The 13997-nt window shown below is 63.1% G+C and carries 11 protein-coding genes; 8 read left to right on the forward strand and 3 right to left on the reverse strand.

Translation table 11 applies throughout. The annotated features are described in order from the left end of the window. Positions 1 to 72 precede the first annotated feature (72 nt). Entirely contained in the window at positions 73 to 1050 is a 978-nt protein-coding gene (locus M1D87_RS08640) for a hydroxyacid dehydrogenase (RefSeq protein WP_123084561.1), read from the reverse strand. 236 nt (positions 1051 to 1286) lie between these two features. Between M1D87_RS08640 and M1D87_RS08645 the strand changes: the two genes are divergently transcribed. Both M1D87_RS08645 and M1D87_RS08650 read left to right on the forward strand, forming a co-directional pair. Next, on the forward strand, positions 1287 to 1964 hold the full coding sequence (locus M1D87_RS08645) for an RraA family protein (RefSeq protein WP_013971794.1): 678 nt from the start codon (positions 1287 to 1289) through the stop codon (positions 1962 to 1964). 87 nt (positions 1965 to 2051) lie between these two features. Next, positions 2052 to 3278 carry an MFS transporter gene (locus tag M1D87_RS08650; RefSeq protein WP_421091714.1) on the forward strand — a complete coding sequence of 409 codons (1227 nt, stop codon included), beginning with the start codon at positions 2052 to 2054 and terminating at the stop codon, positions 3276 to 3278. Between the two features lie 4 nt (positions 3279 to 3282). Here M1D87_RS08650 and M1D87_RS08655 read toward each other — a convergent pair whose 3' ends face one another. Further along, on the reverse strand, positions 3283 to 4617 hold the full coding sequence (locus tag M1D87_RS08655; protein WP_123084560.1) for an MFS transporter: 1335 nt from the start codon (positions 4615 to 4617) through the stop codon (positions 3283 to 3285). A 46-nt stretch (positions 4618 to 4663) separates the two neighbouring features. Further along, positions 4664 to 5584, reverse strand: coding sequence for an SMP-30/gluconolactonase/LRE family protein (locus tag M1D87_RS08660; RefSeq protein WP_182329990.1), 921 nt, complete (start codon positions 5582 to 5584; stop codon positions 4664 to 4666). Between the two features lie 233 nt (positions 5585 to 5817). Here M1D87_RS08660 and M1D87_RS08665 point away from each other — a divergent pair, with 233 nt between their 5' ends. From M1D87_RS08665 to M1D87_RS08690, 6 genes are all read left to right on the forward strand, one after another. Further along, positions 5818 to 7134, forward strand: a complete 1317-nt coding sequence (locus M1D87_RS08665) for an OprD family porin (RefSeq protein WP_123084558.1) — start codon at positions 5818 to 5820, stop codon at positions 7132 to 7134. A 248-nt stretch (positions 7135 to 7382) separates the two neighbouring features. Next, positions 7383 to 8099, forward strand: coding sequence for an IclR family transcriptional regulator (locus M1D87_RS08670; protein WP_123084557.1), 717 nt, complete (start codon positions 7383 to 7385; stop codon positions 8097 to 8099). Between the two features lie 534 nt (positions 8100 to 8633). Further along, entirely contained in the window at positions 8634 to 9116 is a 483-nt protein-coding gene (locus M1D87_RS08675) for a formate dehydrogenase subunit gamma (RefSeq protein ID WP_024086596.1), read from the forward strand. Then, a complete protein-coding gene (locus M1D87_RS08680; protein ID WP_322265459.1) occupies positions 9110 to 10678 on the forward strand; it encodes a formate dehydrogenase beta subunit in 1569 nt (522 codons plus the stop codon). Before M1D87_RS08675 ends, M1D87_RS08680 begins: the two co-directional genes overlap by 7 nt. Next, positions 10675 to 13557 (forward strand): formate dehydrogenase subunit alpha, encoded by a 2883-nt coding sequence (fdhF, locus tag M1D87_RS08685; protein WP_409279968.1) that lies wholly within the window; start codon positions 10675 to 10677, stop codon positions 13555 to 13557. The genes M1D87_RS08680 and fdhF overlap by 4 nt, the downstream gene beginning before the upstream one ends. Then, entirely contained in the window at positions 13554 to 13757 is a 204-nt protein-coding gene (locus M1D87_RS08690) for a formate dehydrogenase subunit delta (RefSeq protein ID WP_013971803.1), read from the forward strand. Before fdhF ends, M1D87_RS08690 begins: the two co-directional genes overlap by 4 nt. Positions 13758 to 13997 lie beyond the last annotated feature (240 nt).

Raw genomic sequence — 13997 nt, forward strand, 5'->3', positions numbered from 1 at the left:
CTCCAATTGTTTTTTTTCTGGAGTGACGCGTGTGAACGTGCCCCGCTCACGAGAGGCACGCGAGGGGTGCGATCAGCTGGCGAAGAGGTGGCGGTTGACCACGTAACGCGGGTCCAGAGCATTGCCCGCCCATACATCGAGAACCTGCTTCAGCGCTACCAGGCCTACCCGTTCGCGGGCCTCGGTGGTGTTGGCACCGACATGCGGCGTGGCGACCAGTGTCGGCAGGCCCCACAGCGGGCTGTCTGCAGGCGGCGGCTCGGGGCTGAAGGTATCCAGGCCGGCACCGGCGATGCGGCGTTCGCTGAGCGCTTTTACCAGGGCGTTGGTGTCGATCAGCTCACCACGGGCAGTGTTGATCAGGATGGCGCCTGGGCGCATGCGCTCGAGCTGGGCAGCGCCAATCAGGTTGTGGTTGGTCTCGGTCAGCGGGCAGTGCAGGCTGATGATATCGCTTTCAGCCAGCAGGCGATCGAAATCCTCTTCGCGCTCGACGTGCGGGCGCTCCGGCAGTTGCTTGAGGTAGGGGTCGAACACCTTGATCTTCATGCGCAGTGGCGCCACCAGGTCCATGAGGATGCTGCCGATCGAGCCCAGACCGATAAGCCCCAGGGTTTTGCCCGACAGCTCCATGCCGTTGGCCGAGGATTTGTCCCAATGCCCGTCACGCATGCGCGCATCCAGCAGTGCGGTTTGACGTGCCACGCTGAACATCAGGGCGAAGGCCAGCTCGGCCACCGACTGGGCATTGGCGCCCAGGGCGATCGATACCGGGATGCTGCGGTCGGCGGCGGCCTGGAGATCGATGGTGTTGTAGCCCACGCCGTGCTTGGCGATCACTTTCAGGTTGGCTGAAGCGTCGATCATGGCGCGGGTCAGTTTGCCCTGGCGGACCACGATGGCATCGGGCTGTTCAGCGCGAATGATCGCTTCCAGTTCTTCGGCGGGCAGGTAGGGCGTAGTGGGGACGACTCTGACGCCCTGTTCGGCGGCAAGGTTCATGGCCTCGGCAGCAAGCTCAGGGCCGGTCAGCAGAATGGTACGGGACATCGTGGATACCTTGTTCTTGTCTGGGAGCGGTTCGGGCGCAGTCTGCCGCTCATCTGCGGCAATGGGATGAACCCTATCATAATGAAACGCTGTTGCAAGAAAATTAATATGATGGTCGATAGCAAGCAAAAATAGTCGACAAAAATCAATTGCCACGACTTTAATGAAATGACATTCTAAAAAACAGATTCGGCAGCGGCCGATGACATCGAATAACACCAAGAGAGGTATGTCACATGAGCATTGGCTTCCAAGTGCTTGAGCGCGCACGTAAAGTCGGTGATGAGTGGGTTGCACGTTATCGTGAGGTTCCGGTTGCCAACGTCAGCGATTCGATGAACCGGATGACTGCAGGTGGTGCCCGCCTGCGCCCCATGCATCGCGAAGGTGTGCTGTGTGGCCCGGCCTTGACAGTCAAGGCGCGCCCAGGTGACAACCTCATGCTGCATTACGCGATCGATATCGCTCAGCCTGGCGATGTGATCGTGGTCGATGCCGGTGGCGATCTGACCAACGCCCTGATCGGTGAAATGATGGTGGCCTACGCGGTCAAGCGTGGCTTGGCCGGTATCGTCATCAACGGCGCCATTCGCGATGCAGCCAACATCGGTGCGGGTGACTTCCCGTTGTTCGCTGCTGGCGTTTCGCACCGTGGCCCATACAAGGACGGCCCGGGCGAGATCAACGTGCCGATTGCCATTGATGGTATGGTGATCGAGCCAGGCGACCTGGTGATCGGTGATGACGATGGCCTGCTGTGCGTGCCTTACGACCACGTCGCCGAGGTCTATGCTCGCGCCACCGCCAAGCACACTGCCGAAACCGCACAGATGGAACACATTGCCCAAGGCACCAACGACCGTTCCTGGGTCCTGGAGTCCTTGAAGAAGAAAGGCTGCCTGCTGCCAGGCTGATCCAGCATGCGCTGCGCACCTTGCGATGGGGTGTGCAGCGGCTGTTGGGTCGGTGTCGGTCGCGGGTTCTATTGAGGATTCGCAGACTTGTCCGATTCATCGTCACCGCATCGCAAGCGTTGGCCCGCCGCCGTGCGGGCGCTCGCTCATCGCAACTTTCAGATCTATTTCGCAGGCCAGGGTGTTTCCACTCTGGGCAAGTGGGTTCAGCAGGTTGCATTGGCCTGGCTGGCCTATCATCTGACCGGTTCTGCCGTACTGCTGGGGCTGATCACCTTCCTTTCGCTCGCGCCGCAATTGCTCATCGGCCCGTTGGCAGGAGCGTGGATCGATCGGCATGACAAGCGCCGGTTGCTGATCATCGTGCAGCTTATCCTGATCGCGCAGTCGCTCGTGCTGGCGCTTGCAACCTGGCGCAACTGGATCGATGGTCCGTTCATTGCTGCCATGGCATTGCTGCTTGGCTTGCTCAATGCCTTGGAAACCCCTCTGCGCCAAGCGCTGATCGGCAGTTTTGTCGACGACCCGGCCGACCTGCCGAACGCGTTGGTGCTCAATGCCATGTTGATCAATGCCGCACGGTTCGTCGGCCCGCCATTGGCCGGTGGGCTCATTGCCCTGGCCGGCGAGGCGGCCTGCTTCGCCCTTACTGCCGTGGCTTTCATGGCCTTGCTGGGTGGCTTGCTGAAAGTGCGCGGTACTGCCGGCCCAAAGGCCAGTGGCTCAACCGCGCAAGTGTTTCGCGAAGGGTTGTTGTATCTGTGGCAAACGCGCAACGTTCGCCAGTTGCTGGTCAACGTGATCATGGTCAACTTGTTGGCATCCTGCTACGCGGCACTGCTGCCGATCCTGGCCAGGGCCGTGTTCGCTGGCGATGCGCGAGTGCTTGGATGGTTGTGGGGGGCGGCAGGCGCGGGCGCGTTCGTGGCCACGCTGGTGCTGGCGGTTGGCGGTGCAATGCCTCGCCTGCGGCAGTTCACCGATGCTGGAGCACTGCTATGCGCGGTTGCGCTGATCGGTTTGTGGATGGCGGGTGCGCTGCCACTGGCGTTGCTGGCGCTGGGCGTTCTGGGTTTCGGCATCACCCTGAGCAATGTCAGTACCAACATGCAGCTGCAAAGTGGCGCACCCAGCCATTTGCGTGGCCGGGTGATCGCTTTCTATATTGCCATGCGCTTCGGCTTCGAAGCTTTGGGCGGCATGGCGGCGGGGCTGATCGCGGCCCGCTGGGGAGCGCCGGCGACCTTGGGGGTCGCCGGAGGGTTCCTGATGATCGGGCTGTTGGGTCAGTACGGTATGCGGCGTCGCAGCTGAGCAATCAGATTGTCTGGCCTTGGCCGTGAGGCGTCTGCTGCTTGGCGGGGTCGCCCAGCCAAAGCATCAGGCAGGTGCCGACCAGCAGGATCGATGCAACGGCAAAGAACGGCATGCTGAAGCTATGAGTGGCGTCCTTGATCAGGCCGATCAGGAACGGGCCTGTGAAGCCGCCCAGGTTGCCGATCGAGACGATCATCGCCAGGCCGCCAGCGGCGGCGCGACCGGTCAGGAAGGTCGAAGGTATCGCCCAGAACGTGGCCTGGAATGACAGGATGCTCGCCACCGCCACGCACAGGCTGGCGATCTTCAACACCGGCTGGTCAAGCAGGGCGGCGGCCACCAGGGCCACGGCGGCCAAGGCCAATGCACTGACCACATAGGGCAGGCGGTGACGGCTACGGTTGGCCAGCCGTGCCCACATCGTCATCGCCAGTGCCCCGAGCAGGTAGGGCAGGGCGACCACCAGGCCCACCACACCGCTATCGATGCCCAGGCCTTTGATGATCTGTGGCAGCCACATGCCTATGCCAATCGAGCCGACGATGCAGCAAAAGTTGATGGCCGCCAGGGTGAACACCTTGGGGTTGGTCAAGGCTGCGCGCAGCGTATTGCCATGAGATGCACCGATGGCCTGTTGTTCTTGGGACAGGCGCTGGTCAAGCCAGGCTTTCTCTCGCGGGTTGAGCCATTTTGCCTTGGCCGGGGTATCGACCAGCACGAAGAGGCAAGCGATGCCAAGCAGCACGGCCGGCATCGACTCGGTGACCAGCAGCAGTTGCCAGTTCTTCAGGCCCAAGACGCCGTGCTGTTCCATCAGCCAGCCGGACAGGGGCGAGCCGACGATGTTGGCCGCAGGAATGCCCAGCAGGAAGGCGGCAGTGGCTTTCGCCCGCCATTTGCCGGGGAACCAGTAGGTGAAGTACAGGTATACGCCGGGCGTGAAGCCCGCTTCGGCAAGCCCAAGCAAAAAGCGCGCAATGCTGAAACTGATTGGCCCGGTGGCGAACGCGGTGGCCATGGAGATCAGCCCCCAGGTGATCATGATTCGCGCAATCCACACCCGTGCGCCGAAGCGCTGCATTAGCAGGTTGCTGGGGATCTCGAACATGAAGTAGCCGAAGAAGAGCAGGCCGGCCGCCCAGCCGAACATCGTCGCGGTAAGGCCCAGGTCCTGGTTCATGCTGATGGCGGCGAAGCCGACATTGGTGCGGTCGAGGTAGCTGATCACGTAGCAGATGAAGATGAACGGCACCAGGCGCCACAGCACGCGGCGCATCAGGCGTTCGCCCTCGGCGTCGCTGAGCGGCGCCTGGGCAGCGGGGGTTTCGTGGGTCATGTCGTCACTCTTTTGTAATTGTTGTGTGCCCTGACAGGGGGCTGGTTCAGCTGTGGGAATACATTGGCAGCCCAGGCGCAGTGGTGCGCACCTGCAGAATGCTGCCGGTTTCGGATTCGGTGATGTACAGGGTTTGCCCGTCATTGCCGCCGAAGGCCAGGTTGGTGTTGCTGATGCCTGCGCAGGAGACGATGCGCTGCAATGGCTCAGCGACTTTCGACAGCTTCCATACCGAGCCGAAACCGGTATGGGCGATGTACAGGTTGCTCTGCGCATCGAGGGCCAGGCCGTCGGGCCCGCCCAGGCCGCCATGCAACTGGGCGAAAACGCCCACCTTGCCGACGATCGAGCCGTTGCCCAACGGGATGCGCCAGATCTGTTGCGCGCGTGTCACTGCCACCAGCAGATGATTGAGGTGCGGGTCGTAGACGATGCCGTTGGGGCTGGGGATGGTGCTCAGCAGGCAGGTCAGGTTGCCGCTGACGTCGAGCTTGTATACGCGGCCGCTGGCATCCTGCAGGCCGGTCTGGCCTTGGTCTGTGAAATACAGGTCACCGTTGGGTGCAAACACCAGGTCGTTGACGCCTTTGAAGCCTTCCGAACCAGCTGAGTCCAGTAGTGCTTCGATAGCACCGGTATCTGGGTCGAGCAGCATGATCCCGCGCTTGTAGTCGGTAATGAAGATGCGTCCGTCCTGGTGAATCTTCAGGCCGTTCGGCCAGCCATCGTACTGACACACCAGTTCCCATTCGCCCTGCGGCGAGATGCGGAAAATTCGCCCGTTGGGAATGTCGGTCACGTAAAGCCGGCCTTGACGATCGAATGACGGGCCTTCGAGGAACGAGTCGATGGCGCGGCCCTGGCGGTTGGCATTGGCCCAGGCAGTCGGGCGCGGGTCGCGGAAGCGGTCGGGCAGGCGGGTGAATACCGTGGTCTCCACGGTCGGCGGGGCAGCAAAGAAGCTCATAGGCGCTCCTGTAGGGCCGGGGACGCCTGGGCGTCCGATTGTTGTTTTGATGTATTTAATGCAATGGCGTTGCAAAATAAAACAAAATCGGCCGAATGGTGAAGCTGTTTTTGCGGTGATTCCTGATTTCTAGGGTTTTCTGGCGCTGCCTGTTGACGGGGTTGCGATAATCTGCCTCCATATAAAGAAATGCCGTTTCAAAATAACAACAATGATCCTTTGGAGTCTCTTGCTTGAAATCCCTACCTTCCATCTGCCGCATTGCCTTGGCAGCAGGCGGCAGCGTCATAGGCTTGTCTGCCCAGGCCGACCTGATCGGTGACAGCCACGCGAACTTGTCGATGCGCAATTTCTACTTCAACAGCGATAACCGCGACGGCACGGCGCAGCCCTCCAGAACCGAGGAGTGGGCGCAAGGCTTTCTGCTCTACCTGCGCTCCGGTTATACCGACGGTGTGGTTGGTTTCGGCGTGGACGCCACGGCCATGCTGGGCCTTACGCTGGACAGCGGCAGAGGGCGGCATCAGGGCGGTAGCATGATTCCTTCCGATGGCGATGGCGCAGCTGACCGCTGGAGCAGCGCCGGTGCCACCGCCAAGATGAAGATGAGCCAGACCGAGCTGCGCGTGGGGCAGCTGATGCCCAGGTTGCCGATACTGGTGGCCTCTGATGGCCGGTTGCTGCCGCAAACCTTCCAGGGCGTGCAATTGCAGTCCAGTGACATCGATAACCTCACGCTCATCGGCGGGGCGCTGAACCGCGCCAGGGGCCGGGCTTCGACCGACCTTACCGGCATGGCCGTAAACGGCGGCACTCAGGAGAGTGACCGTTTCAACTTTGTCGGTGCCGACTACCGCGCCACCAAAACGCTGCTGCTGCAGTATTACGCCGGGCAACTCGAAGACTACTATCTGCAGCAGTTCACCGGCCTCAATCACACCCTGGCGTTGACCGATGACAGCTCGTTGACCACTGACCTGCGCTATTTCCGCACCCGTGCGGACGGTGCCAACGGCAGTAGCTCAGGGCGTAGCCAGGGCTATACCGTTGGTGGATACACCAAAGGTAGCGACGGGGAAATCGACAACGACCTGTGGAGTGCGGCGTTCACCTATCGTTTGCGGGGCCACTCGCTGACCCTGGGTTATCAGCGTGTTTCCGACGATAGCAACTTCGTGCAGATCAACCAGGGGTCGATCGACAAGGGGGCTGGTGGCAGCAGCCTGTATCTGTGGACGGACAAGATGCTGCTCAGCTTCACGCGCGCTGGTGAGCGTACCGGGTTTGCCCAGTACGGCTATGACTTTGCTGCCAACGGCATACCTGGGCTGAAGGCTTCGGTGATCTATTTGAAAGGCGACCATATCCAGGCAGCCGCAGGCGCCGAACAGTCGGAGTGGGAGCGAGACTTCTCGCTGGACTACGTGATCCAGGGCGGCACGTTCAAAGGGCTTGGCGTGGCCTGGCGCAACGGCAAATCGCACAGCGAGGCAGCACGCAATGGTGACCAGAACCGCCTGATCATCAACTACACCCTGCCGCTGTTCTGAGCATCGGCCAGCGCAGCGAACAGGGCCGCATCGGCTGTAAGGTTCGCTGATTGCCAGGTCTGCGAATATTTGCCCCATACGATCGCGATCAACCTCTAGCCAGCAGGCGCAGATATATTGCCCTGCTGGCTTTTTTTACCTTGCACACACAGCGCATGCTACGTTGGCGGTGGCCGACCGTTGTCGGATAATGAGGTTTTTCCGCCCTTGCGTACAATCGAGGGCTTCGATCCTGTGAGGTTTTGCAAATGGTGAAAGCGCGGCCGCGTCCAGCGGTAAATGGTGTGGCATCGGCAGACCGTGTTTTGACCGTGCTGACCGCGTTTCAGATAGGCGACTCTGCGCTGAGCCTGGTTCAGCTGGTTGAACGTACCGGCCTCATCAAAAGCACGATCATGCGCTTGATGGTGTCCCTGGAAAACCATGGCTTCATCACGCGCATGGCTGACGGGCGTTATCAGCTAGCCAGTGAAGTCATGCGCTTGAACACGGTCTATCAAGAGGCATTGGACCTCGAAAGGCATGTTATGCCACGTTTGCACGATTTGGCTGAAAAGTCGGGTGAGACCGCCTCCTTCTATGTGCGCCACGGTGCATATCGGATGTGCCAGTACCGTGTTAACTCTTCCCATCGACTTCGCCTCAATCTTCAACCCGGCGACATGCGGCCGATGGATGAAGCGGCGGGGGCTCAGGCGTTGCGCGCGCCGTATCACATCGGTATTGCATTGCAAAAACCCTACTACTCGAAGGGAGCCACCGACCCGCATGCCGCTTCAATGGCGCTGCCCATCTACGGAGCGCAGCAGGAACTGATGGGAGCTCTTGTCATTTCAGGACCAGCAAGCCGTTTGACGGAGGAATATGCCGAAAGCCTCAAGCTCATGTTCTTCGAGGCGGCACGTGATCTGATGCGAAGCCTGGGCTTCAAGCCTGCGTCATTGGAGGCCGAGCCGGTCCAGTAAGCGCGCCTCATGGGCCCGGCTTGCGGTGTCTTTGTCGAGCAGCCTGGCTGATTGAGGCGGCCAGGCACTGATTGACAAAGCCGTGCAGCTTTGAAGCCGCGCGCAGTCATTTGTAGGAGCAGCCTTGTGCTGCGAAGAGGCCGGTACTGGCAATCCATATCTGTTGCCCGTATCGGCCTCTTCGCAGCACAAGGCTGCTCCTACAAACGATGCGCCAGGCGAGCGATCGTTGTTCTCTGCGCGGCAGCGCAGCCCAAAGGGGTGGGCCGTCTCCTGCAAGAGCAGCCAGCATAAGCATGGAAAACAAACCGCGTCGGTTTCAGGATGCGCCTGGTCGTTCGCACGCAACCCCCCGGCGCCACAAGTGCCATGCTTGCAGGATGCCTCGGACCAGTGCGCGCAGACGTACGGCCGCAGGCAAGGAGGCCGCTGGCTCCACGCAACCGTGACGTGGCCGGCGCGCCGCAGCAGAACACGCCGGATACCTGCCCTCACAACAATTCAGGCAGGGTCCGTGATGCCGAGGTCCGCTGTATGCCTGATGAATTGCTCCACCTGCCTGTGATCCAACGCATTCTGGCCCGTGACAAGGATACCCCCGGCGCGCTGTTGCCGATCCTGCATGCCATCCAGCACGACATCGGCTACATCCCCGATGCCGCTGTCGCCGAAATTGCCCATGCCCTGAACCTCAGCCTGGCCGAGGTGCGTGGGGTTATCAGCTTCTACCACGATTTCCGCACCACGCCACCGGCGCGCCACACCCTGCGCCTGTGCCGCGCCGAGTCGTGCCAGAGCCGGGGCGCCGAGGCGCTGGCGGCGCAACTGCGCGAACAACTGGCGCTGGACGACCACGGCACCAGCGCCGACGGCGCCATCAGCCTGCGCCCGGTGTACTGCCTGGGCGCCTGTGCCTGCTCGCCAGCGCTGGAACTGGACGGCCAGGTGCATGCGCGCCTTACCCCTGAGCGCCTGCGCGCGCTGGTCAACGCTTGCCAGGAGGACGCAGCATGCTGAAGCTGTATATCCCCTGCGATTCGGTAGCCCGTGCCGTGGGCGCCGACCAGGTTGCCGATGCGTTGCAGCGTGAGGCCGAGCGCCGCCAGCTGCCGCTGGATATCCAGCGCACCAGCTCCCGCGGGCTGTACTGGCTGGAACCGCTGCTGGAGTGCGACAGCGCGCAAGGGCGCCTGGGTTTCGGCCCGGTCACCCCGGAAGACGTGCCGTCTTTGCTCGACGCCTTGACTGGTGAGCCCGGTGAGCCCGGTGGCCACTCGCTGGCCCAGGGGCCGGTCGAGGACATCCCCTACCTGAAGACCCAGCAGCGCCTGTTGTTCGCCCGCGCCGGCATCACCCGCCCATTGTCGCTGGACGACTACCGTGCCCATGGCGGTTTCGCCGGCCTTGAAGCGGCCGTGGCCCTGGATGGTGCCGAGGTGGTCGCCGCCGTGCTCGATTCCGGCCTGCGCGGCCGCGGCGGTGCGGCGTTCCCGGCCGGCATCAAGTGGCGCACCGTGCGTGACGCCGGGGCCGGGCAGAAGTACGTGGTGTGCAACGCCGACGAGGGTGACTCCGGTACCTTCGCCGACCGCATGCTGATGGAAGGCGACCCGTTCCTGCTGATCGAGGGCATGATCATTGCCGGCCTCGCCGTGGGTGCCGACAAGGGCTACATCTATGTGCGCTCGGAATACCCCGACGCCATCCGCGTGCTTGACCAGGCCTTCGCCATCGCCCGTGACGCCGGCTATCTCGGCAGCGACGTGGCCGGCAGCGGCCAGGCCTTCGACCTGGAAGTGCGGGTCGGCGCCGGCGCCTATATCTGCGGCGAAGAAACCGCGCTGCTCGAATCCATCGAAGGCAAGCGCGGCATCGTTCGCGCCAAGCCTCCGCTACCCGCGCTGCAGGGCCTGTTCGGCCTGCCGACGCTGGTGCACAACGTACTCACCCTGGCCTCGGTACCCGTCATCATGGCCAAGGGCGCGGCGTTCTATCGCGACTTCGGCATGGGCCGCTCACTGGGCACCATGCCGTTCCAGCTGGCCGGCAACATCCGTCAGGGCGGCTTGGTGGAGCGCGCCTTCGGCCTGACCCTGCGCGAGCTGGTGGAAGGCTATGGCGGCGGCACGGCCAGCGGCCGGCCGCTGAAGGCTGCGCAGGTGGGTGGCCCGCTCGGTGCCTGGGTACCGCCCAGCCACTTCGATACGCCGCTGGACTACGAAGCCTTTGCCGCCATGGGCGCGATGCTCGGCCACGGTGGTGTGGTAGTGGCCGACGACACCCTGAACATGGCCAGCATGGCGCGCTTCGCCTTGCAGTTCTGTGCCGAGGAGTCCTGTGGCAAATGCACCCCGTGCCGCATCGGTTCGACCCGGGGCATGGAAGTGGTCGACCGGCTGATCGCCACCAGCGACATGACCGAGCGGCATGACCAGGCCCTGTTGCTGCGCGACCTGTGCGACACCATGCAATACGGCTCGCTGTGCGCCATGGGCGGCATGACCGCCTATCCGGTGGCCAGCGCGCTGAAGTACTTCCCCGCCGATTTCGGGCTGACCCACACGGAGGCCGCGCAGTGATCAATTTCTTCGACCCCGCTTCTGATAAAAGCAGCGACCTCGGCACCCCGGCCCGTGACAGCGAGATACAGGTCAGCCTGAGCATCGATGGCCGTGCCATCACTGTGCCCGCCGGTACCTCGGTGATGCGTGCCGCGGCCATGCTCGGCACCAGCATCCCCAAGCTGTGCGCCACCGACAGCCTCGAAGCCTTCGGCTCGTGCCGCATGTGCATGGTGGAAATCGAAGGCATGCGCGGTTACCCGGCCTCCTGCACCACCCCGGTCAGCGAAGGCATGGTGGTGCACACCGAAACCCCGCGCCTGGCCGGCCTGCGCCGCAACGTGATGGAGCTGTACATCTCCGACCACCCGCTGGACTGCCTGACCTGTTCGGCCAACGGTAACTGCGAGCTGCAGACCGTGGCCGGCCAGGTGGGCCTGCGCGAGGTGCGCTATGGCTACGACGGCGGCAACCACCTGGCCGAGAAAAAGGACGTATCCAACCCGTATTTCGACTACGAGCCGAGCAAGTGCATCGTCTGCAGCCGCTGCGTGCGTGCCTGCGAGGACATCCAGGGCACCTTCGCCCTGACCATCACCGGGCGCGGTTTCGAATCGCGGGTGGCGGCGGCGGGTGGTGAGAACTTCCTCGCCTCCGAGTGCGTGTCTTGCGGCGCCTGCGTGCAGGCCTGCCCGACCGCGACCCTGACCGAAAAGAGCCTGGTACAGCTGGGCCAGCCCGAGCGTGCGGTCATCACCACCTGCGCCTATTGCGGCGTCGGCTGCTCGTTCCGCGCCGAAATGAAGGGCGACCAGTTGGTGCGCATGGTCCCGGACAAGAACGGCGGCGCCAACCACGGCCACGCCTGCGTCAAGGGCCGCTTCGCCTGGGGTTACGCCACCCACCCGGACCGCATCACCAAGCCAATGATCCGCAAGCGCCTGGAAGACCCATGGCAGGAAGTCAGCTGGGACGAAGCGGTGACCTACGCCGCCAGCGAGTTCCGCCGCATCCAGCTGAAGTACGGTCGCGATTCCATCGGCGGCATCACCTCCAGCCGCTGCACCAACGAAGAAGCCTACCTGGTGCAGAAACTGGTGCGCACGGCATTCGGCAACAACAACGTCGACACCTGCGCGCGGGTATGCCATTCGCCCACCGGCTATGGCCTGAAGCAGACCCTGGGTGAGTCGGCCGGTACACAAAGCTTCGACTCGGTGATGCAGGCCGACGTGGTGCTGGTGATCGGCGCCAACCCCACCGACGCCCACCCGGTATTCGGCTCGCAGCTCAAGCGCCGCCTGCGCCAGGGCGCGCGGCTGATCGTGATCGACCCTCGGCGCATCGACCTGGTCGACTCGCCGCACGCCCGCGCCGAGCTGCACCTGCAACTGCGCCCCGGTACCAACGTGGCCATGCTCAACGCCCTGGCCCACGTGATCGTCACCGAAGGCCTGCTGGCCCAGCGCTTCATCGATGCCCGCTGCGAAACCGAAGATTTCGCCCGCTGGCGCGACTTCGTCAGCCTGGCGGAAAACGCCCCCGAAGTGCTTGGCCCGGTCTGCGGCGTGCCTGCTGAGCAGATCCGCGCCGCAGCGCGCCTGTACGCCACCGGCGGCAACGCGGCGATCTACTACGGCCTGGGCGTGACCGAGCACAGCCAGGGCAGCACCGCGGTGATGGGCATTGCCAACCTGGCCATGGCCACCGGCAACATCGGCCGTGAAGGGGTAGGGGTGAACCCGCTGCGCGGGCAGAACAACGTGCAAGGCTCGTGCGACATGGGCTCGTTCCCCCACGAACTGCCCGGCTACCGGCACATTTCCAACGAAGTTGTGCGCGCCGAGTTCGAGCAGGCCTGGGGCGTGACGCTGCAGCCTGACCCGGGCCTGCGCATCCCCAACATGTTCGAGGCTGCGCTGGACGGCAGTTTCAAGGCCCTTTACTGCCAGGGCGAGGACATTGCCCAGAGCGACCCCAACACCCAGCACGTCACTGCGGCCTTGCTGGCCATGGAGTGCGTGGTGGTGCAGGACATCTTCCTCAACGAAACAGCCAAGTTCGCCCATGTGTTCCTGCCGGGCAGCTCGTTCCTGGAGAAGGACGGTACCTTCACCAATGCCGAGCGGCGTATTTCGCGGGTGCGCAAGGTCATGGAGCCGTTGGCCGGGAAGGCCGACTGGGAGGCGACCATAGCCCTGGCCAATGCCTTGGGCTACCCGATGAGCTACCGTCACCCGTCCGAGATCATGGACGAGATCGCCCGCCTTACGCCTACCTTCCGCCGCGTCAGCTACGCCGAGATCGACCGCCACGGCAGCCTGCAGTGGCCGTGCAACGACGCAGCGCCGGATGGCACGCCGACCATGCACATCGACCAGTTCGTACGTGGCAAGGGGCGCTTCATGCTCACCGGCTACGTGCCCACCGAGGAGAAGGTCAACAACCGCTACCCGCTGCTGCTGACCACCGGGCGTATTCTCAGCCAGTACAACGTCGGCGCCCAGACTCGGCGTACCGGCAACGTCGCCTGGCATGACGCCGACCGCCTGGAAATCCACCCGACCGACGCCGAAAGCCGTGGCATCCAGGATGGCGACTGGGTCGGCATCGGCAGCCGCGCCGGGCAGACGGTGCTGCGCGCCAAGGTCAGCACGCGGGTGGCGCCGGGTGTGGTGTACACCACCTTCCACTTCCCAGAGTCGGGGGCCAACGTGATTACTACCGACAACTCCGACTGGGCCACCAACTGCCCTGAGTACAAGGTGACGGCGGTGGAGGTGGTGAAAGTGTTCCAGCCGTCGCAGTGGCAGAAGCGCTACCAGGACTTCAGTGAAGAGCAGCGGCGGTTGTTGAAGGAGCGTCGTATTGCCGAGAAAACCGAGGTGCGCCGATGAGCAGTGAGAATCTGGTCAAGATGGCCAACCAGATTGCCCATTACTTCGACAGCGAGCCAGACCGGGCGCTGGCGGTGCAAGGGATACGGCAGCATCTGCAGAGCTTCTGGACGCCTGCGATGCGCCGGCAGCTGGCGGAATGGGCCGAGGCCAATGCAGGGGAGGGGCTGGACCCGAAGGTGCAGGAAGCGTTGGCCTAGCGTTTGGTGTCGAATGGGGCTGCTGCGCAGCCTATCGCCTGCAAGCCAGCTCCCACAGGTACTGCACATGACTCATTGGTTCAGCGAGGCTCTGTAGGAGCAGCACAAGGCTGCTCCTACAAAGGATGCTTCAAACGAGCGATATTTGTTTTCTGCCCTACAGCGCAGATCAAAAGGGCTGGGCAATATCCCACAGGTACTGTCGATGTGGGAGCTGGCTTGCCGGCGATGGGGCCCTGA

The organism is Pseudomonas sp. SA233 (assembly GCF_054792385.1).